This is a genomic window from Micromonospora chersina (genome assembly GCF_900091475.1).
GTDB classification, from domain to species: domain Bacteria; phylum Actinomycetota; class Actinomycetes; order Mycobacteriales; family Micromonosporaceae; genus Micromonospora; species Micromonospora chersina.
In genome coordinates, this window is record NZ_FMIB01000002.1 from 3,110,753 (window position 1) to 3,134,248 (window position 23,496).

At 74.8% G+C, this 23,496-nt stretch carries 23 protein-coding genes and 2 pseudogenes; 14 read left to right on the forward strand and 11 right to left on the reverse strand.

Annotation, left to right across the window (positions count from 1 at the left end):
* Positions 1–58: 58 nt before the first annotated feature.
* Positions 59–940, reverse strand: a complete 882-nt coding sequence (locus GA0070603_RS14160; protein WP_091313087.1) for a serine hydrolase — start codon at positions 938–940, stop codon at positions 59–61.
* Positions 941–989: 49 nt separating this feature from the next.
* On the opposite strand from GA0070603_RS14160, the gene GA0070603_RS14165 reads away from it, so the two are divergent.
* Positions 990–1,982: a LysR family transcriptional regulator gene (locus tag GA0070603_RS14165; protein ID WP_091313090.1), complete on the forward strand. Its 993-nt coding sequence runs from the start codon at positions 990–992 to the stop codon at positions 1,980–1,982.
* Here the strand turns inward: GA0070603_RS14165 and GA0070603_RS14170 are convergent.
* Complete coding sequence (locus GA0070603_RS14170) at positions 1,964–2,467, reverse strand: hypothetical protein (RefSeq protein ID WP_091313093.1); 504 nt, start codon at positions 2,465–2,467, stop codon at positions 1,964–1,966. The two genes, GA0070603_RS14165 and GA0070603_RS14170, sit on opposite strands and share 19 nt — an antisense overlap.
* 284 nt (positions 2,468–2,751) lie before the next feature.
* Between GA0070603_RS14170 and GA0070603_RS14175 the strand changes: the two genes are divergently transcribed.
* Positions 2,752–3,606, forward strand: coding sequence for an aldo/keto reductase (locus GA0070603_RS14175; RefSeq protein ID WP_091313096.1), 855 nt, complete (start codon positions 2,752–2,754; stop codon positions 3,604–3,606).
* A gap of 46 nt (positions 3,607–3,652) precedes the next feature.
* Here GA0070603_RS14175 and GA0070603_RS14180 read toward each other — a convergent pair whose 3' ends face one another.
* Complete coding sequence (locus GA0070603_RS14180; RefSeq protein WP_244282521.1) at positions 3,653–4,489, reverse strand: helix-turn-helix transcriptional regulator; 837 nt, start codon at positions 4,487–4,489, stop codon at positions 3,653–3,655.
* Between the two features lie 103 nt (positions 4,490–4,592).
* Between GA0070603_RS14180 and GA0070603_RS14185 the strand changes: the two genes are divergently transcribed.
* The gene (locus tag GA0070603_RS14185) at positions 4,593–5,342 is read left to right on the forward strand and encodes an SDR family oxidoreductase (protein ID WP_091313099.1); all 750 of its coding nucleotides are present in this window, start codon (positions 4,593–4,595) and stop codon (positions 5,340–5,342) included.
* 65 nt (positions 5,343–5,407) lie between these two features.
* The gene (locus tag GA0070603_RS14190) at positions 5,408–6,391 is read left to right on the forward strand and encodes an aldo/keto reductase (RefSeq protein WP_091313102.1); all 984 of its coding nucleotides are present in this window, start codon (positions 5,408–5,410) and stop codon (positions 6,389–6,391) included.
* An 87-nt stretch (positions 6,392–6,478) separates the two neighbouring features.
* On the opposite strand, the gene GA0070603_RS31490 is transcribed toward GA0070603_RS14190, so the two are convergent.
* Both GA0070603_RS31490 and GA0070603_RS14200 read right to left on the reverse strand, forming a co-directional pair.
* Positions 6,479–8,023 (reverse strand): hypothetical protein, encoded by a 1,545-nt coding sequence (locus GA0070603_RS31490; RefSeq protein WP_091313106.1) that lies wholly within the window; start codon positions 8,021–8,023, stop codon positions 6,479–6,481.
* A 179-nt stretch (positions 8,024–8,202) separates the two neighbouring features.
* Positions 8,203–8,709, reverse strand: coding sequence for a GNAT family N-acetyltransferase (locus GA0070603_RS14200; RefSeq protein WP_091313109.1), 507 nt, complete (start codon positions 8,707–8,709; stop codon positions 8,203–8,205).
* Between the two features lie 136 nt (positions 8,710–8,845).
* Here GA0070603_RS14200 and GA0070603_RS14205 point away from each other — a divergent pair, with 136 nt between their 5' ends.
* Positions 8,846–9,400 (forward strand): NADPH-dependent FMN reductase, encoded by a 555-nt coding sequence (locus GA0070603_RS14205; protein ID WP_091313112.1) that lies wholly within the window; start codon positions 8,846–8,848, stop codon positions 9,398–9,400.
* 28 nt (positions 9,401–9,428) lie between these two features.
* Positions 9,429–10,130: pseudogene (locus GA0070603_RS14210) on the forward strand (ATP-binding cassette domain-containing protein); the annotation flags it as partial.
* Here GA0070603_RS14210 and GA0070603_RS14215 read toward each other — a convergent pair.
* Positions 10,113–13,355: pseudogene (locus GA0070603_RS14215) on the reverse strand (ATP-binding protein); the annotation flags it as partial. The pseudogenes GA0070603_RS14210 and GA0070603_RS14215 sit on opposite strands and share 18 nt — an antisense overlap.
* A 238-nt stretch (positions 13,356–13,593) precedes the next feature.
* On the opposite strand from GA0070603_RS14215, the gene GA0070603_RS32380 reads away from it, so the two are divergent.
* The 3 genes from GA0070603_RS32380 (at position 13,594) to GA0070603_RS14230 (ending at position 14,998) form a co-directional block, all read left to right on the forward strand.
* Positions 13,594–13,716 carry a hypothetical protein gene (locus GA0070603_RS32380; protein WP_279627490.1) on the forward strand — a complete coding sequence of 41 codons (123 nt, stop codon included), beginning with the start codon at positions 13,594–13,596 and terminating at the stop codon, positions 13,714–13,716.
* A gap of 1 nt (position 13,717) precedes the next feature.
* Entirely contained in the window at positions 13,718–14,038 is a 321-nt protein-coding gene (locus tag GA0070603_RS14225) for a GYD domain-containing protein (RefSeq protein WP_091313119.1), read from the forward strand.
* A gap of 75 nt (positions 14,039–14,113) precedes the next feature.
* Positions 14,114–14,998 (forward strand): cellulose binding domain-containing protein, encoded by an 885-nt coding sequence (locus tag GA0070603_RS14230; protein WP_091313123.1) that lies wholly within the window; start codon positions 14,114–14,116, stop codon positions 14,996–14,998.
* Positions 14,999–15,001: 3 nt separating this feature from the next.
* Here GA0070603_RS14230 and GA0070603_RS14235 read toward each other — a convergent pair whose 3' ends face one another.
* The 5 genes from GA0070603_RS14235 to GA0070603_RS14255 all read right to left on the reverse strand — a co-directional run bounded on the left by GA0070603_RS14235 (position 15,002) and on the right by GA0070603_RS14255 (position 18,502).
* On the reverse strand, positions 15,002–15,406 hold the full coding sequence (locus GA0070603_RS14235; RefSeq protein WP_244282522.1) for a hypothetical protein: 405 nt from the start codon (positions 15,404–15,406) through the stop codon (positions 15,002–15,004).
* Positions 15,403–15,663: a hypothetical protein gene (locus GA0070603_RS14240; protein WP_091313127.1), complete on the reverse strand. Its 261-nt coding sequence runs from the start codon at positions 15,661–15,663 to the stop codon at positions 15,403–15,405. Before GA0070603_RS14240 ends, GA0070603_RS14235 begins: the two co-directional genes overlap by 4 nt.
* Before the next feature lie 13 nt (positions 15,664–15,676).
* A complete protein-coding gene (locus GA0070603_RS14245; protein WP_091313131.1) occupies positions 15,677–16,384 on the reverse strand; it encodes a hypothetical protein in 708 nt (235 codons plus the stop codon).
* 220 nt (positions 16,385–16,604) lie between these two features.
* A complete protein-coding gene (locus GA0070603_RS14250; protein WP_091313134.1) occupies positions 16,605–17,849 on the reverse strand; it encodes a sensor histidine kinase in 1,245 nt (414 codons plus the stop codon).
* A complete protein-coding gene (locus tag GA0070603_RS14255; protein WP_208862880.1) occupies positions 17,846–18,502 on the reverse strand; it encodes a response regulator transcription factor in 657 nt (218 codons plus the stop codon). Before GA0070603_RS14255 ends, GA0070603_RS14250 begins: the two co-directional genes overlap by 4 nt.
* 133 nt (positions 18,503–18,635) lie before the next feature.
* Here GA0070603_RS14255 and GA0070603_RS14260 point away from each other — a divergent pair, with 133 nt between their 5' ends.
* The 5 genes from GA0070603_RS14260 to GA0070603_RS14280 all read left to right on the forward strand — a co-directional run bounded on the left by GA0070603_RS14260 (position 18,636) and on the right by GA0070603_RS14280 (position 23,482).
* Positions 18,636–19,190, forward strand: a complete 555-nt coding sequence (locus GA0070603_RS14260; RefSeq protein WP_091313140.1) for a hypothetical protein — start codon at positions 18,636–18,638, stop codon at positions 19,188–19,190.
* A 164-nt stretch (positions 19,191–19,354) separates the two neighbouring features.
* Positions 19,355–20,407 carry an efflux RND transporter periplasmic adaptor subunit gene (locus GA0070603_RS14265; RefSeq protein ID WP_208863037.1) on the forward strand — a complete coding sequence of 351 codons (1,053 nt, stop codon included), beginning with the start codon at positions 19,355–19,357 and terminating at the stop codon, positions 20,405–20,407.
* Positions 20,404–21,099 carry an ABC transporter ATP-binding protein gene (locus tag GA0070603_RS14270; protein ID WP_091313143.1) on the forward strand — a complete coding sequence of 232 codons (696 nt, stop codon included), beginning with the start codon at positions 20,404–20,406 and terminating at the stop codon, positions 21,097–21,099. The genes GA0070603_RS14265 and GA0070603_RS14270 overlap by 4 nt, the downstream gene beginning before the upstream one ends.
* Entirely contained in the window at positions 21,096–22,304 is a 1,209-nt protein-coding gene (locus GA0070603_RS14275; RefSeq protein ID WP_091313146.1) for an ABC transporter permease, read from the forward strand. Before GA0070603_RS14270 ends, GA0070603_RS14275 begins: the two co-directional genes overlap by 4 nt.
* 167 nt (positions 22,305–22,471) lie before the next feature.
* The gene (locus tag GA0070603_RS14280) at positions 22,472–23,482 is read left to right on the forward strand and encodes a mechanosensitive ion channel family protein (protein WP_091313149.1); all 1,011 of its coding nucleotides are present in this window, start codon (positions 22,472–22,474) and stop codon (positions 23,480–23,482) included.
* Positions 23,483–23,496: the final 14 nt, after the last annotated feature.

The following is a 23,496-nucleotide window of genomic DNA, read 5'->3' on the forward strand; positions in this document are numbered from 1 at the left end:
CGTGACCGGATATCACCGCAGGCCACAGCCTCGGGGAACGGCCCGGCCCGTACGGAAATCAGCCGGCGCGCAGGGCCTCGACGGCGGCCCGGGCGGCATCGCCCATCGCCAGGTCCACGTCGATCCGTCGGGTGCTGAGCCGCTCGGTCCTGGCGAAGACCGCGACCGCGTACCGGCCGCCGTCGGGATACTCGACGACGCCGGCCTCCAGGTGCAGGCCGGGCAGGGTGCCGGTCTTGCCGGCGACCCGGACGCCGGGCGGGAAGCCGGCGGCGAGCCGGGTCCAGAAGAGCTGCCGGGCCATCAGTTCCCGGACCAGCGCGCAGGCGGCGGGCGGCCCGGCCTCGTCCCGCCAGATCAGGCCGAGCAGCCGGGTGATCTCCCGGGCCGTGCTGGAGGTGGTGTGGTCCGGGTCGAACACCCGCATGGACCGGACCCGCTCCGGCGGCAGGGTGGGGAAGATCCGCGCGAAGTCGGCCTCGGTGCGGGCCCCCACGTCGGCGAGCATCGTCTCCACCAGCTGCCGGGGGCCGCCGACGATCCGGGTACGCGGCAGGTCCAGCTCGGCGGCGAGCATCGGCAGCACGTCCGGGCCGACCCGGCGCAGCAGCAGGTCAGCGGCCGTGTTGTCGCTCACCGACATGGCGAAGTAGGCCAGGTCGCGCAGGGACACCTCGACGTCGTCGGCGCAGCCGGCCACACCCCAGCCGCCGAGCCGGTCGGCGGCGTCGACCACCACCCGCTCGGCCGGGTCGAGCTGCCCGGCGACGGCCTGCCGGGCGAACTCCAGCACCAGCAGGATCTTGAACACCGAGGCGATCACCATCTGCTCGTCGGCGCGCAGCGCCACCTCCCGCCCCGGCGCGTCGACGTCCACGACGTGCAGGCAGCCGCTGATCCCGGCCCGCTGGAAGATCTCCCCGATCCGCTCGGTGCTCACCCCGACACGCTAGCCACCGCCGACCGGAGCGGGCGTAGGGTGGCCCGTCGTGGACCTGCTGCGACACCTGCGGCACTTCGTGGTGGTGGCCCGGGAGCTGCACTTCGGCCGGGCGGCCGAGGTGCTCGGCATGGCGCAGCCGCCGCTGAGCCAGTCGATCCAACGGCTGGAACGCGAGCTGGGCGCCACGCTCTTCGACCGGTCACAGCGCCGGGTCCGGCTCACCACGGCCGGCCAGCTCCTGCTCGGCGAGGCCGACGAACTGCTCGCCGGGGAGCGCCGACTGCGCAACCTCGTCGACCAGGTACGCCGGGGCGCGCTCGGCGTGCTGCGCGCCGGCGTACCCCCGGAGACCCCGGCCGTGACGCTGCGGGCCCTGCTCGACGGCCTCGCGGCGCAGGCGCCCGGGCTCGACCTGGACCTGCACGAGCTGACCAGCGCCGAGCAGGGTCGGATGCTGGCCGAGGGGCGGCTCGACGTCGGCCTGCTGCACCACCCGGTCGAGGAGGCGGGGCTACGCTTCGGCCCGGCCGTGGAGGCGCCGGTCGGGGTGCTGCTGCCCCGGACGGCCCCGGCGGCCCGGGCACGCGAGGTGCAGCTGGCCGACCTGGCGGGCCTGGACCTGATCACCGCGCCGCCGGCCACCGCGCCCGGCTGGCACGGGCACCTGCTGGCGGTCTGCCACCGGCACGGCTTCGTGCCGGCCCGGGTGCGGCCCGCCCGCAACCCGGAGTTCCTGTTCGGGCTGCTCCTGGCCGGCGGCGCGGTCGCCCTGGAACCGGAGTCGGTGGCCCGACGCGAGGCCCGGATCGCCTGGCGGCCGCTGGTCGGCACGCCGCTGGTGAAGCGCACCTCGGCCGCCTGGCCGGCCCGGGCGGGCCACCCCGCCGCCCCGATGTTCGGGCAGCTCGCGGCCGAGGTGCTGGCCATCGCGGAGCCGGTGCCGGCGACCGCGGCGCTCGCGTCGTCCGCCCGGCCCTGGCCGGTGCTCTTCGAGGCCGGCCAGGGCGGCCACGGCCCCGGTCAGCAGCCGCAGGTGTAGTAAAGGATGTCCCAGTGGTTGCCCTCCAAGGTGTAGAGGTTGCCGGAGGGCGCGCGGTACTGGTAGCCCCAGCCGGAGATGTAGCCGACGTAGGTGTAGGCGGCGGAGATGTAGTTCTGGATGCAGGTGCTGGGGGCGATGTCGACCTTGTAGCCGTTCCAGTGGCTGTAGGTGCCGCTCGCGTGGCCGACCTCGGTGCCGGCCGTGATGGTGATGGCGCAGCCGCTGGCGCGCTTGAAGGTGATGATCCCGTCGATGGTGGCCTGGCGGATGCCCTCGAACGACGTGCAGGTGGAAACGTAGCGGTCGCTGCAGTTGCCGCTGGAGGTCCAGGAGATCCCGGCGGCGCGTAGCTGCGAGGTGGCGCTGGAGTGGCTGATGGCCCACGCCGGCGCGGCCAGCCCGAGGGCGGCGCCGACGGTGACGGCCGTGGCAGTGAGCAGGGTGAGCAGGCGACGACGCAGACCGGTTCGGATGGACGACATGACGCTCCCGTTCCCGTGGCGGTGGAGTCCTGCAAGACGGTGAAACGACTTGCAGGATTCCTACCAAGCATTGAAGATCGCCAATATGTGTCCGGCACACAGGAGCGGCCCGGGCGGGTGTGCGCCCCCGACCTTGCCCGCGCCACCTCAGCCGTGCTGCGCAGATCACCCCGGCCGGGGCTGTGACGAGCCGGGCCGAGCGGGTAGAGAAGCCTGGTGGCAGGCCCGGCGCCGCGCGTGGAAGCGTTCCCGGGCACCCCGGACGATCGGAGATGAGGCTTTCCATGGCCCCGAACAGCGTTCCCGACATCTCGCTCAACGACGGCAACACCATCCCGCAGCTCGGCTTCGGGGTCTTCCAGATCGACCCGAAGGACACCGCGCAGGCCGTCGGCACCGCGCTGGAGGTCGGCTACCGGCACATCGACACCGCCGAGATGTACGGCAACGAGGCCGAGGTCGGGCAGGCGGTCCGCACCTCCGGGCTGGACCGGAGCGAGGTCTTCGTCACCAGCAAGCTGAACAACGGCTTCCACCGCCCGGACGACGCCCGCAAGGCGTTCGAGTCGACACTCCAGGCGCTGAAGTTCGACTACCTCGACCTGTTCCTCATCCACTGGCCGCTGCCGACCCTCTACGACGGCGACTTCGTCTCGACCTGGAAGGTGCTGGAGGACCTCCAGCGCGACGGCAGGATCAGGTCGATCGGCGTCTCCAACTTCCAGGTGGCCCACCTGGAGCGGCTGGCCGCCGAGGCGACGGTCACGCCGTCGGTGAACCAGATCGAGGTGCACCCGTACTTCGCCAACGAGGAGGTGCGCGCCTACGGGAAGGCGCACAACATCCTCACCGAGGCGTGGTCCCCGATCGCCCAGGGCAAGGTGCTCGACGACCCGACCGTCGTCGACATCGCCGAGGAGGTCGGCCGGACGCCGGCGCAGGTGGTGCTGCGCTGGCACGTGCAGCGCGGCGACATCGTCTTCCCGAAGTCGACCACCCCGAGCCGGATCGAGGAGAACTTCCGGATCTTCGACTTCGAGTTGGACGACGCCTCGATGGACCGGATCAACGGCCTGAACAAGGGCGAGCCGGGCCGGCAGGGACCGAACCCGGACACCTTCGACTACGTGCCCCGATGAGCCGTCGCCGCGCCCGGGGCCCGGCCACCGGGCCCCGGGCGCGGGTTCAGGAGTCGACCCGCTCGGCGACCCGGCGGAACGCCGCCTGGGTCGACGACCCCGGCTCGGGAACGTAGACGATCAGCCGCTGGTCGGTCTCCGGCACGTGCAGCACCCGGCACTCGAACTCCAGCGGGCCCAGCTCCGGGTGGGCCACCCGCTTGACAGTCGGGCGCCGCTCCCCCACCTCGTGCTCCGCCCACAGCGCGGCGAACCGCGGTGAGAGCCCGAGCAGCTCGGTGACCAGCGCGGCCAGCGCCGGATCGGCCGGATAGCGGCCGTACGCGGCCCGCAGGTCCGCCACTGTGGTCCGCGCGAAGCGCAGCACCTCCGGGTCGGCCCAGTGCGACTCGGGCACCGCCGCGCCGAACATCCAGCGGACCATGCTCCGCTCGCCGGCCGGCACCGCCGACAGGTCGCCGACGAAGAAGGCGGCCAGCCGGTTCCAGGCCAGGATCTCGTACGCCGCGTCGACCAGGTAGGCGGGCGTCTCCGCCATCGCGTCGAGCAGGTGCCGCAGGCCGGGCGACACCTCCCGGCCGGGCCCGGTCGCGTCCGGTGGGGCCTCCCCGGCGACCCGGAACAGGTAGGCCCGCTCGTCGCGGCTGAGCAGCAGCGCCCGGGCCAGCGCGGCGAGCACCTGCCGGGACGGGTGCGGGCCGCGCCCCTGCTCCAGCCGGATGTAGTAGTCGATGGACATGCCGGCGAGCTGGGCGACCTCCTGGCGGCGCAGGCCCGGCGTGCGGCGGCGTACCCCCTCGGGGAGGCCGACCTCGGCGGGACGCAGCCGGGCGCGGCGGGTGCGCAGGAAATTCGCCAGTTCGTCGCGGCGCAGCGTGCTCACGCTCCCAAGCGTGCCGCATCGCCGGCTGCCGGAGGTGGTACCGCCGGTACCAGCCTCAGCGGACCTCTCCCGCCGGCCCGCGACGGGCGGCAGCCTCGACGCCATGACGACGACGATCGCCCTGATCACCGGGGCCAACAAGGGAATCGGCCTGGCCACCGCCCGGCAGCTCGGCGCGCGCGGGATGACCGTGCTGGTCGGCGCGCGCGACGCCGCGCGCGGCCGGGAGGCGGCGGACAAGCTGCGCGCCGAGGGGGTGGACGCCCGCTTCGTGCCGCTGGAGGTCACCGACGCGGCGTCGATCGCCGCCGCGGCCGAGCTGGTCGAGCGGGAGTACAGCCACCTGGACGTGCTGGTCAACAACGCCGGGATCGTCCGGGCCGACGGCGCCGGGCTGCCCAGCCAGACCACCCTGGACACGCTGCGCGAGGTGTACGAGACAAACGTGTTCGGCGTGGTCGCGGTGACAAACGCGCTGCTGCCGCTGCTGCGCCGGGCGCCCGCCGCCCGGATCGTGAACGTCTCCAGCGAGGTCGGCTCGATCGCCGTGATGACCGACCCGCAGGGCGCCCTGTTCGCGCTGACCTCGGTCCCCTACCCGTCCTCCAAGACGGCGCTGAACATGATCACGGCCATGTACGCCAAGGAGCTGCGGGACACCCCGATCAAGGTGAACGCGGCCAACCCCGGCTACTGCGCGACCGACCTCAACCACCACAGCGGCTTCCGCACCCCGGAGGAGGGCGCGGAGGTGAGCGTGCACCTGGCGACCCTGCCGGCGGACGCGCCCAGCGGCCTGCTCTGGGGCTACCAGATGGATGCCGGCGGCGGCTACGGCGTGCTCCCCTGGTGAGGGAGTTTGACTTCGCGCGCACTCGAAGGTGGAGGGTGGTGGCACGTTCTGACGGGGAGGAATCCATGCGATACCGCACCATCGGCACCGACCCGGCCACCCGCCGCGAGGTCAGCGTGCTCAGCCTCGGCGCGATGCTCTTCGGCACCGCCACCGACGAGGCCACCTCGTACGCCATCCTCGACCGGTACGTCGAGGCCGGCGGCACCTTCATCGACACCTCGGACAACTACGCGTTCTGGCAGAACGGGGGCCAGGGCGGGGAAAGCGAGGAGCTGCTGGGCCGCTGGCGGCGCAGCCGCGGCGTCGGCGGCGAGGTGGTCATCGCCACCAAGCTCGGCGCCCGGCCCCTCGCCCCGGGCACCAGCTACGTGGACAACGCCGAGGGCCTGTCGGCAAAGGTGATCCGCGAGTCGGCCGAGCGCAGCCGGGAACGGCTCGGCGTGGACCGGCTCGACCTGCTCTACGCGCACATCGAGGACCACACCGTGCCGCTGGAGGAGACGGTCCAGGGCTTCGCGGAACTGGTCGCCGAGGGCACGGTCGGCCTGCTGGGCGCGAGCAACCACCGCGCCTGGAGGGTCGAGCGGGCCCGGGCGCTCGCCGCCGCGGCCGGCCTGCCCGGGTACGAGGTGCTCCAGTACCACCGCAGCTACCTGGCGCGGCGGCCGGACCTGCCGAGCGACCTGGACCCGGACGGCGACGTCGGCTGGGTCGGCCCGGACCTGGCCAGCTACCTGCGCGCCGAGCCGCGGCTCACCCTGGTGGCGTACTCGCCGCTGCTCAAGGGCGCCTACGCGAAGCCGGAACGCCTCGGCGAGGACTACGCGCTGCCCAGCACCCCGGCCCGGCTGGCGGCGCTGCGCGCGGTGGCCGACGAGACCGGGGCGACGGTCAACCAGGTGGTGCTCGCCTGGCTGCTGGGCGGCGACGTGCCGTCGATCCCGCTGGTCGGGTTCTCCTCCGTGGCGCAACTGGAGGAGAGCCTCGCGGCGGTCGATCTGGAGCTGACCCCGGAGCAGCGGACCCGGCTGGACACGGCCCGCTGACGCCGGCCCTGGTCGGGCGTGCCCCGCACGCCCGACCAGGGATCCGCGCCGGGCGTGCCCCGCACGCCCGGCCAGGGGTCCGCGAGGTCAGCCCGCCGGGAACGGGCGCAGTCCGATGTCGACGGTCAGCGTGCCGCTGGACGGGACGGTGACCCGCTTCGCGGCGGCCGCGTCGGCGACGCCGTCGTACCAGCCGGCGTAGCTGACGAAGCTGCCCCACTCCCAGCCGACGGTGATCGTCTGCCGGCCGAGCACCCGTGCCTCGTACCGGCCGTCGTAGTCCCACACCGACCCGACCACCTCACCGGTGGCCGCGTTGTGGAACGTGAGCACCGCGCTGACCGGGCGTCCCGCGGAGTCGGTCAGCCCGCCGGTCACGAGAGTGCCGGGCTTCAGCGCCGGGCTGTAGACAGTGCTGCGACCGGCCCGGACGGTGACCGGCTTCGCCTGGCCCCGGGTGGCGACGCCGCCCGACCACTGGAGGGCGTGGTCGCCGGTGGTGAACAGCAGCGGCCACCGGTAGGGACCGAGCCAGTCGATCCGGTAGCCGCCCTGGTCGTCCAGGTAGGCGCCCCAGCGGAGGTAGGAGAGGCCGGACGCGTGGGCGAGCGACACCTCGCCCGAGGTGACCGGCGCACCGGTGGCGGCGCTGGTCACCGTGCCGGTGACGATCCCGGCCCGGTCCAGCCGGATCGGCGGGACGGTGACGGCCTGACCCGTGGCGAGGGTGATCGTGCGCGCCTGCGCCGGGTCGCCCGTGCCGCCGGTGGCCCCGACCCACTGCGCCCCGTACGGCGAGTCACCAGTCGGACGGACGAAGAGGTTCCAGGAGCCGGCCTCGACCTCGCCGAGCCGGAGCCGCCCCGTCGCGTCGCTACAGGCCAGCGGGCCGACGGCGGGGAGTTCCCCGGTGCCGGCCGGCGCGACCACCGCGCACGCTCCCGCGACCGGCGCGCCGGTGGCGGCGTCGACAACCGTCGTCTCGACGTGGGCCGCGGGCGTCAGGTCGACCACCGCGACGGCGGTCTCGCCCTCGACCACGTTCACCGTGGCGTCCGTGGCCAGGTAGTTGCCGTCCTCGGTGTAGACCCGGATCGTCTGCGGGCCGGGGACGAGCCCGTGGATGGTGATCTCGGGGTCGCCGCAGTTGGCGCCACGGCCGTCCGCGTACGCGCAGACCTCGGTGATCGGCGCGCCCGTGATCGCGTCCCGCGCCCGCACGGTGATCGGGCTCGGCGGGAGCAGCCGCTCGGCGACGTCCGTCGTGCCCCCCGCGGTCACGCGGAACGCCTCGGCCTGGGCGTAACTGGTCTTCCCCGGCACCCACTGCCGGAGCCCCTCGTCCGGCATGTCGGGGTCGTAGTAGGCCGGAGTGATCCTGATCTTGTAGTCGGTGGCCGGCACCTCGACGCTGAGCTGCCCGGACTCGTCGAGTTGCAGGTATTCGGCGTGGCTGTCGTCGGTGGCGGTCAGGTCGACCGCGCCCCGGGCGGCGGTGCCGTCGGGCTGGGTCACGGTGAGCCGGAGCAGCCCGACATCCTGCTCCTGCGTGGCGGAGGCGGCGGTGGCCGGTAGGACGGCGGCCAGAACCGCGGCGGTGAACGTGGCGAGACTTCGACGTGCGACGGACACAGGGATCCCCTCTCCGGTGCGCGCACGGGGACCTTCGTGGCAACCGACGAGACACGCCCCCGTGCGTCATGTGCCGCCGGCAGCGTAGGGCGACCGGCCGGTCGCGCACTGTCCGCGACCCGGCACCCGGCGGCGGTGCCGCACTCCCCGCGCGAAGAGGCATATCGGTCGTGCCCGCGTCACCCCTTCCCCGTCAGCTCCACGCGCCAGTCGTTCGACCGCATGAGGTGCCCCGGCGGGTATTCGAACTCCGTCTCGCCGAGCAGCGCGAACCCGGCCTTGCGGCACACCGCGTTCGACGCCGGGTGGTCCACCGACGGGTAGGCGTGCGCGTGGCGCCGGTCGCCGTGCGCCGCGGCCTCCGCGACGAGCGCGCGCACCGCCGCGCTCGCCAGCCCCCGCCCCTGGTACGCCGGCAGCACCGCCCAGCCCATCTCGTAGACCGGCTCGCCGCGCCACTCCCGCTCCCAGTAGCCCACGCTGCCGACCTTCGTGCCGTCGGGCAGGCCGACGGTGAACATGTGCCCGCTGCGCGCGCCGGGCCCGCGCAGGTAGCGCTCGTGCCGGGCCACCACCTGCTCGTCGGTCTCCGGGCCGCCCGTGTGCGCCCGCACCTCCGGCGCGTTGAGCTGCCGCAGCAGCGCCAGGTCGTCGGCGCTCCACCGCGCGAGGCGTACCTCGGTCATGCCGTTCCCCTTCCGGTCCGGCGCCGATTCAAGCAGCCACCCCCGACACGCGCCGGCCGCCAGATCGGATCTGGCGGGCTGCCGGCCGGCGTCTGGCGCCTGTGGGACGAGACCCGACACCAGCGGGGAGGGGAGCATGACGCCGTTGCGGCTCGCCGTGATCATCGGCAGCACCCGGGAGGGGCGGATGGGCGACCGGATCGGTCGCTGGTTCGTCGCGCAGGCACGCCGGCGCGAGGGCGTGGACGTGTCCGTGCTCGACCTGGCCGGATACGACTTCCCGGCCAGCCTGCCGGCCGAGCCCACGGACGCGATGCGGTCGTTCGCCGAGGAGGTGAACCGCGCGGAGGCGTTCGTGGTGGTCACCCCCGAGTACAACCACAGCTTCCCGGCCTCGTTGAAACAGGCGATCGACTACGCCTACGACGAGTGGCAGGCCAAGCCGGTCGGCTTCGTGTCGTACGGCTGCCGGTCGGTCGGCCTGCACGCGGTCGACCAGCTGCGCACCGTGTTCACCGCCCTGCACGCGATGACCGTGCGGGACACCGTCGGCGTCGACCTGCTCGACGGCGAGCCGACGGGGCGGGCCGAGGAGCAGCTCCGGCAGGACGTCCGGGTGCTCCTCGACGAGCTCTGCTGGTGGGGTCTGGCGCTGCGCGAGGGTCGCGCGGCGCGCCCGTACGTCTCCTGAGCTACACCGACGAAGAGAGGTAGTGATCATGAGTAACCGGAACACCGGCCCGGCCGTCGAGGCCGACGGGCTGGTCCGGTCGTTCGGCTCGACCCGCGCGCTCGACGGCCTGGACCTCCAGGTCCCCGCCGGCACCGTCTACGGGCTGCTCGGCCCGAACGGCGCCGGCAAGACCACAGCGGTACGGGTGCTGGCCACGCTGCTGCGCCCCGACGGCGGGCGGGCCCGCGTCTTCGGCCACGACGTCGTCACCGAGGCGGACGCGGTCCGCGCCCGGGTCAGCCTGACCGGCCAGTACGCCTCGCTCGACGAGGATCTCACCGGGGCGAAGAACCTGGTCCTGCTGGGCCGGCTGCTCGGGCTGGCTAGGCCGGCGGCCCGGCAGCGGGCCGAGAGCCTGCTCGCCGCGTTCGGGCTGACCGAGGCGGCCGGGCGGCAGGTGAAGAAGTACTCGGGCGGGATGCGGCGGCGGATCGACATCGCGGCCAGCATCCTCAACACCCCGGACCTGCTCTTCCTGGACGAGCCGACGACCGGGCTGGACCCGCGCAGCCGCAACCAGGTGTGGGAGATCGTCCGGGCGGTGGTGGCGCACGGCACCACGGTGCTGCTGACCACCCAGTACCTGGACGAGGCCGACCAGCTCGCCGGCCGCATCGCGGTGGTCGACCACGGCCGGGTGATCGCGGCCAGCCGCCTCGCCGGGCTCGGAGAGGCGCCAGGGCACGGGCTCGCGGGGCAGGTAGCGGCAGGAACTGCCGGTGGAGACGGTGGCCCGCAGGTGCTCGGCGAGCGCCGGATGCCGATCGTCCAGCCGGCGCAGCGTGTCACGGATCCGGGCCGTCACCGCCTTGCGGGCCCGCTCAGCCTCGTCCCCGAGCCGGCGGGTGCGCCCGGCCAGCCCGGCTGCGGCGCGCAACTCGGCCAGCAGCGCGGTGCGCTCGGCGTCCAGGGCGGCCACCTTCCGGCCGTCGCCCCGGCCGGCGGCCCGGTCGATCTCGTCGTCGAGCCGTTGCAGGTGGCGCCGGTAGCGGGCCTTGGCCTCGTCGTCGAGGACCGGGTCACCACCGAGCCGCCGGGCGGCGACCAGCTCCGGCCCGGCGGCAGGGTCGAGCAGCTCGACCGCGGGCACGTCGACGCCGGGCCGGCCCAGCAGCAGCCGCAGGTCGTGCAGGCCCTTGGCATCGGGCAGGTGCACCACCGTGCCGGCGTACCCGAGCCGCCACACGGCCCCGTCCCACCGGAACTCGGGTTCGTCGGCGACGGCCGAGTCGCCGCTGCCGGAACCGACCGGGCCAGCGGCCGGGGCAGGCACCGGGACGGCCGGGCCGGCATCCTGTCGTCCCGGCGCGGGTCCGGCGACGACGGGCACCTCGCCCAGCCGGTGCAGGACGTGGGTCATGCCGAGCGCCCGGGCCTCGGCCGCCGTGTCGGCGCGCAACCGGGCCGCCGTGGCCACGTCGCCGGGCCGCCCCCGCGCGCCCAGGGCGGCCACCAGCCCGGCCCGGCTGAGCAGCGACCAGGGCCGGGCGCCCATCCGGTCGGCGGCGTCGCGGGCCGCCGTGTAGCCGGCGACCGCGTCGTCCCAGCGCCCCTCGGCGGCGTCGACTGCGGCCAGCCAGAGGTCGACCGGGCCGCTGATGTCGCAGCCGAAGAGCGCGGCCAGCCACCGGCCCCGGTGCGGCTCCAGCGCCGCCCGCGCCTCGGCGCAGCGCCGCGGGTCGCCGCTCGCTGCCGCCGCCTGCGCCCGCAGCCGCACCCACAACGGCGACACCGGCCGGGGGTACGTGGTGCCGGCCGCCTCGATGCCGGCGGCGAGCCGCAGCACGGTCTCCGTGTCGCCGCGCTCGGCGGCCGTGATGGCCTTCAGCAGCTCCAGTTGCGGGTGGCCGGCCGCCTCCGGCCCGTCAAGCAGGGCTTCGGCCTCGGCGAGGCGGCCGCGGAGCAGCAGCAGGCACCAGCGCAGGTGCTGGCCCATGAAGGCGTGGTCGGAGTGCTCCCACTCGCCGTAGCCGTCCATCTCGGCGAAGTGCGTCTCGGCGGCGGCGAAGTCGCCGCGGAAGCCGGCGATGATGCCGCTGTCGATGGCCGCCCCCATCCGGTGGCGGGCGACGTCCCCCTGCCGGCAGCCGGTGACGAAGGCGGTGAGCTCGTCGCGGTAGCGCGGGTCGCCCAGTTCCAGCAGCGCGACCCAGCGCAGCGAGGTCGCCCACAGCTCGGTCTCCCGGTCCCCGGTCCGGCGGGCCACCTCGCGGATCTCGGCGGTGACCACGGCCCGGTCCTCGGCGGTGCCGAGCCCCCAGGTGGTGTCGTGCCGGGCCCACAGGCTGAAGGTCAGCGCCTCGTCGTCGCGGCCGTGCCGGGCGAGCGTCTCGGTGGCGGTGATCAGGTCGGTGACCAGGGCCCTCGTCCCCCGCCCCGGCTCGGGCTCCCCGATCAACCGCCGGTACGCCTCGCCCACCAGCGCGTCGGCGCCGACGCGGCGGCGGGCGGCCGCCCGCTGCCGGTGGGCGGTGAGCGCGACACGGGCCAGCAGCGCCGGCTCGTCGAGCGGGCGGGCCAGCGCCGCGGCGTCGACGAGCAGCCGCTCGGCCTCCTCCTGCGTGCCCACGTGGGTGAGCAGTTGGGCCAGCTCCAGCAGCACCTTGACCCGGCGGGCCGGCTCGTCGGCGACCTCCAGCGCGCGCCGGAAGTGCTGCGTCGACTCCTCCACGGCCAGCCGGCCGCTGGCGTCCCGGGCGGCGGCGACCAGCAGGTCGACGGCACGGGCCGGGTCGAGGTCGGCGCCGGCGAGCCACGCGTGGCGGGCCAGGTCGGCGGGGATGAGCCGCTCGGCGAGCGCCGCCGACCTGTCGACGGCGCGGACGACGGCGGCGTGCCGGGCACTCCGCTCGGCATCGGCCAACCCGTCGTAGAGGGTCTCCCGGACCAGATCGTGGGCGAAGGCGAACCGGCCGTCGCCCCGGGGCAGCACGAGCCGGGCGGTGGCCGCGCGGTCGAGCAGCCGGTCCACCTGTGCGGCAGGCCCGGGCAGGCAGGCCGCGAGGACCTGGCGGTGGAACTCGCGGCCCAGCACGGCAGCCACGGTGAGCGCCTCGACGACCGGGGCGGGCAACTGGTCGAGCCGGCGGCGCACCGCCTCCCGTACGCCGGGTGCGATGGTGGTGGCCAGCCCGTCGGTGTGCCACAGCCGGGCGGTCTGCTCGACGAAGAACGGGTTGCCGCCGGTGCGCCGGTGCACCTCGTCGACGAGGTCGGCGCCGGGTTCGCGCCCGGCGGTGCGGCGGATCAGCGCGGCCACCTCGTCGCGGGCCAACCCGGTGAGGGTGATCGTGGTGGCCTTCGCGGTCAGCGGCAGCAGCAGCGGCCGGAGCCGGTGGTCGCCGGACTCGACCTCGGCGTCGCGGTAGGTGCCGACCAGCAGGAGCCGTTCGAACCAGGTGTGCTGGGTGGCGAACTGGAGCAGCCGCATCGAGGCCGGGTCAGCCCAGTGCAGGTCGTCGAGGACGACCACGACCGGCCGGTGCTGGGCGACGGCCACCAGCGCGGTGGTCACGGCGTCGTGCAGGGCGAACTCCGCCTGGCCGCCGTCGTCGGCGGGCTCGTCGCCAACCGGGTCGGCGCCCTCGCCGAGCAGCGCCGCGAGCCCCGGCCCCGCGGCCTCCCGCGCCCGGGCCCAGTCGTCCGGCCGGCGGCCCAGGCGGCGCAGCACCTGTACCCAGGGCCAGTAGCCGGGGGCGCTGTGGGAGTCCCAGCAGGCCGCGCCGAGCACCAGCGCCCCGCGCCGCCGGGCCTCGTCGGCGGCGGCGCTCACCAGCGTGGTCTTGCCGATGCCCGGCTCGCCGGCGACCAGGACCAGACCGCCGTGGCTCGCGGTCACCCGGTCCACTTCGGCGCGCAGCAGGGCCGCGGGGTGCTCCCGCCCGATGATCGCCTCGCCGAACCGCGGCTCCATGACTTCCCGACGGTAGTCGACACGTCCGACAACGCGGGGTACCCGACCGGCGCCGCTCGCACCACAGCCGTGGCACGCACCGGGATCGGGCCGGCTCGGGGCCAGGACTACCGCCGGAGGCAGCGGGTAACCGCGGCCCATGGGTAGCCACAAGGAGAACAAGCACGATCCGGGCGGCGAGTCGGCGCGGGCGGGGCGGAACCCGGGCAGCGGCGCCCGGGGTCGCCAAGGCGCGGGGATGGAACGTCCGGGGAAGCGGCACCAGTTGCACACCGCCACCGGCGCCGGGGGCAGCGAGCGGGACCAGGGCCGGGCGAAGGTCGAGGGCGCGCAGCGCGTGCAGCGGCAGGGCAACAGCTGAGATGCCCGCCTTCCTGCTGCGGTCCATCTACACCGTCGACGGGATCAGCGGGCTCACCCGCGACGGTGGCAGCAAGCGCGCCGAGGTGGTCCGCAAGATGGTCGAGGAGGCCGGCGGGCGGATGCTGTCGATGCACTTCGCCTTCGCCGACGACGACACGTACGTGCTGTGCGACCTGCCCGACCACCGCACCGCCGCCGCACTGGCGATGCGCATCGGCGCGGCCGGCGGGCTGCGGAGCCGCGTCACCCCGCTGCTGACCCCGGCCGAAGTGGACGAGGCCACGCGGACGCCTACCGACTACAGCGCCCCGGGCGACTGAGCCATCGGGCGGCGGATCCCGCGGGCTGGACTTATCGATTGATAAGGATGACTGGACCTCCCTAGCATCCGCACCATGCGTGCCCGTCGTGTCACCGTCAGCGCTGTCGCCGTGCTGGCGACCGTGCTCGCCGCCGGCGTCGCCCACGCCGACGACGAACCCGCCCTCACCACGCCCGGCGCGCCGGTGGTGGTCGCCAACGAGCCGCACCGGCTCGCGCTCTCCTGGACGCCGTCGACCTGGCGCGACCCCGCCCGGCAGGAGCCGGTCACGTACGACGTGCGCGCGCAGGTCGGTCCCAACGCGTACCGGGGGCTGGCCAGCACCGGCTCCACCGCCAGCACGCTGACCGGCCTCGCCCCGGGCACCAGCTACCGGATCGCCGTGCAGGCGTACGCGCCGGGCGGCTACTCCGACACCTCGCCGGTCACCGTGGTCCGCACCGCGTACGGCCGGGCGAAGGTCGACTACCTGAACCTGGACTGGTCGCCGACGAACAACCAGGCGCAGTTCGCGCTCCAGGTCACCAACACCGGCGCGACACCGCTCGACCTCACGACCGTCCGGGTGCGCTACCACCTGCGCTTCGAGGACGGCAATCCGTCGCTGGCGATCGAGTGCGACTGGGCGGCGCTGGGCTGCGCCACGATCCGCCGCACCCTCCAGTACTTCCTGCCGCCCGCGCCGCCGCCCGGCCCCACGCCGAGCCCCACGCCGACGGTCTACCCGGTTCCCGGCACCCCGGTCCCCGGCTGGGTCGAGCTGACCTTCGCCGCGGGCGTGCTGGCCCCCGGCGCCTCCTCCGGACCGATCCAGCTCCGGCTGCACCGTCCGGCCTGGACGGACCTCGACGAGCGGGACGACCCGAGCTGGCGGGCCGCGACCGGCACCTGGGCCGACAACGACCACGTCACAGTCGACGTCGACGGCGTCCGCGAGTTCGGCGACACCTGGTCCTGAGCCTCAGCGCGCGTCGGTGACCACGTGCGAGCAGGCCGGGCAGGCCGCCGGACCCTGCTCGGCGAACCACCGGCAGGTACGCCGGATCGCGCACTTCGGCAGCTGCTCCTCGCCCGGCTCGGCGGTCTCCGCGTAGGAGGCGGCCATCCGCGCGCCCAGGCCGCAGTGCTCGCCGGTCCAGAAGCCGCAGGACGAGGTGACGCAGGGTCCGGCCAGCCGGAAGCGGGACTCGACCGGGGCGTCGGAGTCGCCCGCCGCGGCGAGCGCCACCTCGGCCGGCACCGCCGGCGTGACGTAGGCGACCCGCCCCGCCGGAGTGATCATGCCGAGGAACACCGTGGCGTTCGCCGCGGGCGTGCTCGGACACATCCGCTCCGGCGGGTCGGTCCGTCCGACGGCGTCGGTCACCGCTGCATCCAGAAGCCGATGTCGTTGATCTTCTGGCCGAGGTCCTGGGCGAACGCACCGTCGAGCACCCAGAGGCCGTACCACTCGGGGCGCAGCTTGAGGTTGCCGTGGCCGAGGGTGAGCGGGTTGGTCAGCTTGGCGTTGGCGGTGCCCAGGGCGGCCAGGCCGGCCTTCTGGATCTCGCCGGCGATGAGGGTCTGCTGCTCGGGGGTCAGGTCGACGCCGTCGACCACGAACCGGAACTCGTTGCGGGACATGTGCTACCTCCGGTCACTCGTACGATTCGGTGCCCAGCCCGCGGCGCAGGCTGATCCGGGTGAAGGCCGCCCAGCCGGCGTGCGAGGCGGCGTGGGCCGGCTGCCCGGCCCGGGCGAGCGCCCGTCCGGCGTGCTCGGCCCAGCGGGCCGCGGTGGCGTCGTCGTCGCCCCACAGCTCCCGGCAGGCCGCGACCGCGAACGCGACCTGCCCCGGCGCGCCGGTGAAGCCGGCGGGCCCGTCGCCGACCCGGACCGTCCCGTCCGGCAGGACGCGCACGCTCGGGAAGTGGTGGTGCAGGCTGGCCAGGGTCGCCGCGTGGCTGGCGTCCCGCCGCCCCGCCGCGAAGCCGGCGCGCAGTTCGTCGTCGCGCCGGTAGCGGATCGCGTGCAGGGTGAGGGCGTCGCCGGCCGGCGCGACCCGGCCGACCACGTGGACGGGAGCGCTCCAGGCGCGGGGTGAGTTCGCCGACCAGAAGGCCAGCCAGGCGGCCAGCCGGGCGTGGAAGTCGGCCTGGAAGCGGACCGCCGCCGCGGTGCCATCGGGAGCACGCAGCGCGGCGGTGGCTATCCGGTCCCGGGCGACCAGCGGGGTGGTGGCGCGGACGGGGGTCGCCGCGGTGGCGGTCGGGGCGACGGCCACGCCGGTCACGGTGACCGCCGAGGCCGCCGCCGCGCCGGCGAGCAGCCGCCGGCGCGAGAGGGGGTACGGGTTGTCGTTCATCGTCGGCCTTTCGTCGACGGCAGTGCACCGACGCTATCGACCGAGACGAATCAGATGAACACTGCGCGTGACGGGAGACCGACACGAAAGCCGGGAATCCCCGGCGGCGTGAATCATCATTCCTGTGCCACCCCCGCACCGCATTCACGCCGTGCTCCCGGCTCGGCGAGGTGGCATACCCGCGGCGGCCGGCCCGAACGACGCCGGGCGGCGCGGCGCGTCAGCCGCGCGCCGGGGCGGGCACCGCCCGCGCCAGGTGACCGGGAACGGCCCCGACCAGGGAAGGCAGGATCACCGTCACGACGAGCCCGCCGCCCTCGCGGGGTTGGGCGTGCACGGCACCGCCGTGCGCCTGCGCCACCGCCCGCACGATCGACAGGCCCAGCCCGAAGCCCCGTCCGGCACCCGCCCGGTCCGGCGCGCCGTTGCGCCGAGGTGCGGCCACCCGGTCGTGGTGCAGCCGCCGGAACGGCTGGAAGATCGTCTCGATCTCGTAGCCGGGCACCACGGGTCCGGTGTTGGCCACGACCAGGGTGGCACGGCCGTCGACGGTGCCGGTGCTCACGTCGATCTCGCCCCCGGCCGGCAGGTTGTGCCGGACCGCGTTCTCCACCAGGTTCTGCGTCAGCCGCTCCAGCAGCACCGGGTCACCGGCCGTGGTGGCGGGCGCGAGCCGCCGGCGTACGGTCAGCTCCGGCGTGCCGGCCACCTGGTCGAGGAGGTGGCCGGCGATGTCGGCGAGGTCGACCGGGGTACGGTCGACCACCCGCTGCTCCGAGTCGGCCAGGGTGAGCAGCCCGTCGATGAGCCGCTCGTGGCGTTCGTTGACCGCCATGAGGGTCTCCCCGAGCTGCCGCAGTTCGGCGGAGGCGCCCGGCCGGGACATGGCCACCTCCAGCAGCGACCGGTTGAGCGCGAGCGGGGTACGCAGCTCGTGGGACGCGTTCGCCACGAACCGCCGCTGGCCGTCGAAGGACCGGTCGAGCCGCTCCAGCATGAGGTCGAAGGTGTCGGCCAGTTCCCTCACCTCGTCGCGTGGCCCCCGCAGCGCGATCCGCTCGTGCAGCCCCCGGCCGCCGGCGTCAGCGGCCGCGATCCGCCGCGCGGTGCCGGTGATCTGGTGCAGCGGCTGCAACGCCCGCCCGGCGATCAGCCAGCCGAAGCCGACGGCGACCACCGAGATCAGCAGGAGCGCCACGCCGCCCTGGGTGAGCAGCGACTCCAGCGCGTTCCGCTTCGCCTCGTCCTGGGCCTCCTGGATCAGGATCCGCAGCTGGTCGGCCGCACCCACGCCGGGCAGCGCGCCGAACGGGTTCTGGACGACCTGCGCCCGCACACCCGTCAGCGGCTCCCGCATCCGCTGGTCCACCAGCACGTACGTGACGGCGAGCAGGACCACGCCGGCGAGCAGCAGGAGCCCGCCGTACACCAGGGTCAGGCGCGCCCGGATGGTCAGTCGTTTCACCGGATCTGATACCCCACTCCCGGCACCGTCTCGACCACCTGCGGGTCGCCGAGCTTGCGGCGCAGCTTCATCACTGTCACCCGCACCACGTTGGTGAACGGGTCGATGTGCTCGTCCCAGGCCCGGTCCAGCAGCTCCTCGGCGGAGACCACCGCCCCGCCGGCCCGCACCAGCTCCGCCAGCACCGCGAACTCCTTGCGGGACAGCGCGACGTACCGGCCGTCGCGGTAGACCTCCCGGCGGGCCGGGTCGACCACGATGCCGGCCCGGCTCAGCTTCGGCGGGGCCGCCGGCCGGGCCCGCCGGGCCAGCGCGTGCACCCGGGCGGACAGCTCCACCAGCGCGAACGGTTTGACCAGGTAGTCGTCGGCGCCGAGGGCCAGCCCCGCCACCCGTTCCCGGACCGCCGCGGCGGCGGTCAGCATGAGCACCCGGGTCTCGGTGCCGCTGTCCACCACCGCCCGGCACACGTCGTCGCCGTGGACCACCGGCAGGTCCCGGTCGAGCACCACGACGTCGTAGTCGGTGACGCCGAGCCGTTCCAGCGCCGCGTCCCCGTCGTACGCGACGTCCACGGCGAACGCCTCCCGGCGCAGCCACTCCGCGATGGAGTCGGCCAGCAGCGTCTCGTCCTCGACCACAAGCACTCGCACGTCCCCCATGGTGCCGCGCCCGCGGATAACGGCGGCGTTAACGCCGGCGGTTACGCCCGGGATACCGCCGCTGCGGTCGACTCGTCCGTATACGGCCGGCGATCGGCGCCGGCCGGAGGGAAGGAGTTGTGCCATGCGCCGACGAATGTCGGGCACACTGCTCGTCCTGCCCCTGCTCCTGGGTCTGGCGGCCGCCGGTTGCGCGGGTGCCGACCCGGACGGGGAGCGGGTGGCCACGGCCGGCGGCGGTGCGGGTGGCGCGTCGCCCAGCGCCAGCGTCGCCCCGGTCAGCGACGAGGACCGGCAGCGCGAGTTCGCCAAGTGCATGCGGGAGAACGGGGTGCCGGACTTCCCCGACCCGGAGCCCGGTGAGGGCGGCGGCTTCCGCATCCGGATGCCCGCCGGGACCGACAAGGCGAAGGTCGAGGCGGCCATGGAGCAGTGCCGGAGCTTCATGCCCAACGGCGGCAAGGCGCTCAAGCTCGACCCCGAGCAGGTGGAGCAGGTGCGCAAGCTGGCCCGGTGCATGCGGGAGAACGGCGTGCCGGACTTCCCGGACCCGGGCCCGGACGGCAGCATCGAGCTGAAGGCCGGCGCCGGCATCGACCCGGAGAACCCGACCACGCGGGCCGCGCTGGAGAAGTGCCGCGAGGGCGACACGCCGCTGCTGATGAAGAGGACCTCGTGAGCGCGAGGAGTGAGCCGGGTTTCGCGAGCCCCGCAGTCGCGAACAACTGTGGCCCCGTGACGGCGGGCACCACCGCGCCGGCCGAGGCGACCACCGCCACCCCGCCGGCCGTCGTGCCGGCGAGCGCCGGGCGCAGCCGTCGCCGCCGCCGGGCGCGTACCCCGCTGGTGGTGGCCTCGGCGGTGGTGGTCGCCGCCGCGGCGGGCGTCACGGCCGTGGTGGCCTCCGGTGGCCGCGACGGGGGTACGGCGGCCAGCGGGGGCCTGCCGCCGGCGACCACCCCGGTCACCCGGCAGACCCTTGTCGACGCCGAGAGCTTCGACGGGGAACTCGGCTACGGCACCAGCCACAGCGCGGCGCCGCGCACCGGCGGCACGGTCACCTGGCTGGCCGCCACCGGCAGCCAGGTGACCCGGGGCAAGCCGCTGTTCACGGTCGACGACGCCAAGGTCGTGCTGCTGTACGGAAAGCTGCCGGCGTACCGGACCCTGGGTCCCGGCGTGTCCGGCGACGACGTGCGGCAGTTCGAGCGGAACCTCAAGGCGCTCGGCTACTCCGGGTTAACCGTCGACGACGAGTACACCTCGGCCACCGCCGATGCCGTCCGGGACTGGCAGGAGGACCTCGGCCTGCCCGAGACCGGCCGGGTCGAGCTGGGCCGGGTGGTCTACGCCGACGGCGCGGTGCGGGTGGAGAGCCACGAGGCGGAACCCGGCGACCCGGCCCAGCCGGGCCAGGCGGTGCTCAGCTGGACCGGCACCACCCGGGTGGTGACCGTGTCCCTCGACGTCGACGACGAGCGGCTGGCGAAGAAGGGCACCAAGGTGACCGTCTCGCTACCCGACGGCAAGGAGGTCGCCGGCACCGTCGCCGCGACGGAAACGGTGATCGAGCCCGGCGCCGACGGCGGGGCGGGCGGCCAGGGCGACCCGGAGACGAAGATCGAGGTCACCGTGACGGTGGCCGACCCCAAGGCGCTGACCGGCTTCGACCAGGCCTCGGCCACTGTCGCGTTCACCGCCGCCGAGCGCCGCGACGTGCTCACCGTGCCGGTCGCCGCGCTGCTCGCGCTGGCCGAGGGCGGCTACGGCGTGCAGCTCGTCGAGGGCAGCACCACCCGGATCGTCGCGGTGGAGACCGGCCTGTTCGCCGCCGGCCGGGTGGAGGTCTCCGGCGCGGGGCTCACCGAGGGGGCGACCGTGGGGATGCCGACGTGACCGGCGAGGCGGTCGTCGAGCTGACCGAGGTGACCAAGGTCTACCCGGGCGGCGTACGGGCCCTGGACGGGGTGTCGCTGACGGTCCGGCGCGGCGAGCTGGTCGCCATCGTCGGCCCCTCCGGGTCGGGCAAGTCCACAATGCTGCACCTGATCGGCACCCTGGACCGGCCGACCACCGGCCGGGTACGCATCGACGGGCACGACGTGGCCGCGCTCGCCGACCGGCAGCTCTCCGCGCTGCGGTCCACCCGGATCGGCTTCGTCTTCCAGCAGTTCCACCTCGCCCCGAACGTGCCGGTGCGGGACAACGTCGCCGACGGGCTGCTCTACGCGGGCGTACCCCTTCGGGAGCGGCGGCGGCGCGCGGAGGCCGCGCTGGCCCGGGTGGGGCTGGGGCACCGCCTCGACCACCGGCCGCACGAGCTGTCCGGCGGCGAGCGGCAGCGGGTGGCGATCGCCCGCGCGGTGGTGGGGGCGCCCGCGCTGCTGCTGGCGGACGAGCCGACCGGCAACCTGGACTCGGCGTCCGGCGCCGGGGTGCTGGCGCTGCTGCGGGACCTGCACGCGACCGGGACCACCATCGTGGTGATCACCCACGACCTGGAGGTCGCGGCCGGGCTGCCCCGGCGGGTCCAGATGCGGGACGGCCGGATCGTGGCCGACCACCGCCCCGCGGGGGTGCCGGCATGAGCGGGCCGGTCCGGCTGACGCCCGCCCGGCTCCGCCCCCGGGACGTCCTGCGGGTCGGCGGTGTCGGGCTGCGCACCCGACCGCTGCGGGCCTTCCTGTCGGCGCTGGGCATCGCGATCGGGATCGCCGCCATGGTGTCGGTGGTGGGGATCTCGGCGTCGTCCCGGGCGGAGCTGGACCGCACGCTTGCCGAACTCGGCACCAACCTGCTCACCGTCGGCCCGGGCAACACGCTCTTCGGCGACGACGCCCAGCTCCCGACGGAGTCGGTGGCGATGATCGGGCGGATCGGGCCGGTGCGGGAGGTGGCCGCCACCGGGCTGCTGGCCGACGCGCGGGTGTACCGCTCGGACCTGATCTCCCGGAGTGAGAGCGGCGGGATCGCGGCCCGCGCCGCTGGTCTGGAGCTGCGTGACACGGTAGGGCTGGAGGTGGTCAGCGGCACCTGGCTGAACGCCGCCACCGCCCACTACCCGGCGGTGGTGCTCGGCGCCACCACGGCCCAGCGGCTCGGCATCGGCGCCGCCGGGCCGGACGTGCGGATCCAGCTCGGCGGGCGCCTGTTCACCGTGGTGGGCATCCTGGCGCCCGCGCCGCTCGCGCCGGAGCTGGACCTGTCCGCGCTTGTCGGCTGGGACGCCGCGCGCTCGTACCTCGACTTCGACGGGCACCCGACCACGGTCTACACCCGGACGTCGGAGACCGCTGTCGAGGCGGTACGCGCGGTGCTCGCCGCCACGGCGAACCCGGAGGCGCCGAACGAGGTGAAGGTGGCACGGCCCTCCGACGCGCTCGCGGCGAAGCAGGCCACCGACGAGGCGTTCACCGGGCTGCTGCTCGGCCTCGGCGCGGTCGCCCTGCTGGTGGGTGGCGTCGGGGTGGCCAACACCATGGTGATCTCGGTGCTGGAGCGGCGCCCGGAGATCGGCCTGCGCCGGTCGCTCGGGGCCACCCGCGGGCAGGTCCGCACCCAGTTCCTGGCCGAGTCGCTGCTGCTGTCCGCCCTCGGCGGGCTGGGCGGGGTCCTGCTGGGCGGCGCGGTCACGGCGGGCTATGCGTTCTCCCGGTCCTGGCCGGCGGTGGTGCCGCCCTGGGTGTTGGGCGGCGGGATCGGCGCGACCCTGCTGATCGGGGCCCTCGCCGGCCTCTACCCGGCGATCCGCGCGGCGCGGCTCGCACCGACCGAGGCGCTCGCCACGCCGTGAGCGCCGGCCGGCGGGCGTAGGCCGGGTGACCGGTCACGCCCGCCGGCCCGTTTCACCCGGATCCTCCCGGGTATCCGGGTCGCCCGGCCGGGTCGCCGTCCCACGACGGCCAGCCGGGCGGCGGTCGTCGCGTGATGTCGGGTATCGGGGCAGGTTCGGGGGGACGCATGCGCGCGCTGCTGACCGTCGTGGCCTGGGTCGTCGCCGCCCTGCTCGTGGCCTGGCTCGCCGGGCTGTTCTTCCGGTGGGCGTGCCGCACCCGCTACGGGTGGATCATCAAACCGGTGTACGAGGCGTGCCGCCGTCCCGCGGTGGTGGTCCTGGTGGTCGGGGCGCTGTTCGCCTCGGTCCCCGGCCGGCGGTACGAGTGGTTGGCGGCGTTCCGGCACGGGCTGCTGCTGGCGTTCGCGGCGGCCTGCGCCTGGCTGGTGATCAGATTCCTCCAGGTCACCGAGGGCCTGGCGTTGGGGCGCCTGTCCCACGAGCCGACGGCGAACCGGCAGCACCGGCGGGCCCGTACCCAGATCCGGATGATCCGGGGCGTGACGGCCGTGCTCGTGACGCTGGCCGCGATCGCCGTCGCCCTGATGAGCTACCAGCAGATACGCGTCGTCGGAGTGTCCCTGGTGACCTCCGCGGGCGTGATCGGCGTGCTCATCGGCGTGGCCGCCCGCACGTCGCTGTCCAACGCCTTCGCGGGCCTGCAGATCGCGTTCACCGACGCGATCCACGTCGACGACGTGGTGGTGGTCGACGACGCGTGGGGTCGCGTCGAGGAGGTGAAGCTGACCAGCGTCGTGATCCGAATGTGGGACGAGCGTCGACTCATCCTGCCGACCACCCACTTCACCGACCGCCCCTTCCAGAACTGGACGCGACACGAGTCCCGCGTGGTTGGCGAGTTGCGGGTGCACGTCGACTACACGGCGGACGTGGAGCAGATCCGGCGCGAGGCGCGCCGGCTGGTCGAGGAGTCACCGCTGTGGGACCGGGCCCTCTGGGTGCTCCAGGTGGTCGACGTCACCCCGCAGACGCTGGAACTCCAGGTGCGCGTCTCGGCCGCGGACGGGCCGAGCAGCTGGGATCTCCGCTGCGACCTGCGCGAGGGCCTCATGAAGTACATCCGCGAGCAGCACCCTCAGTGGCTGCCCCGGACCCGCGCCGAGTTCCAGCCCTAGCTGGCGGCTGGTGG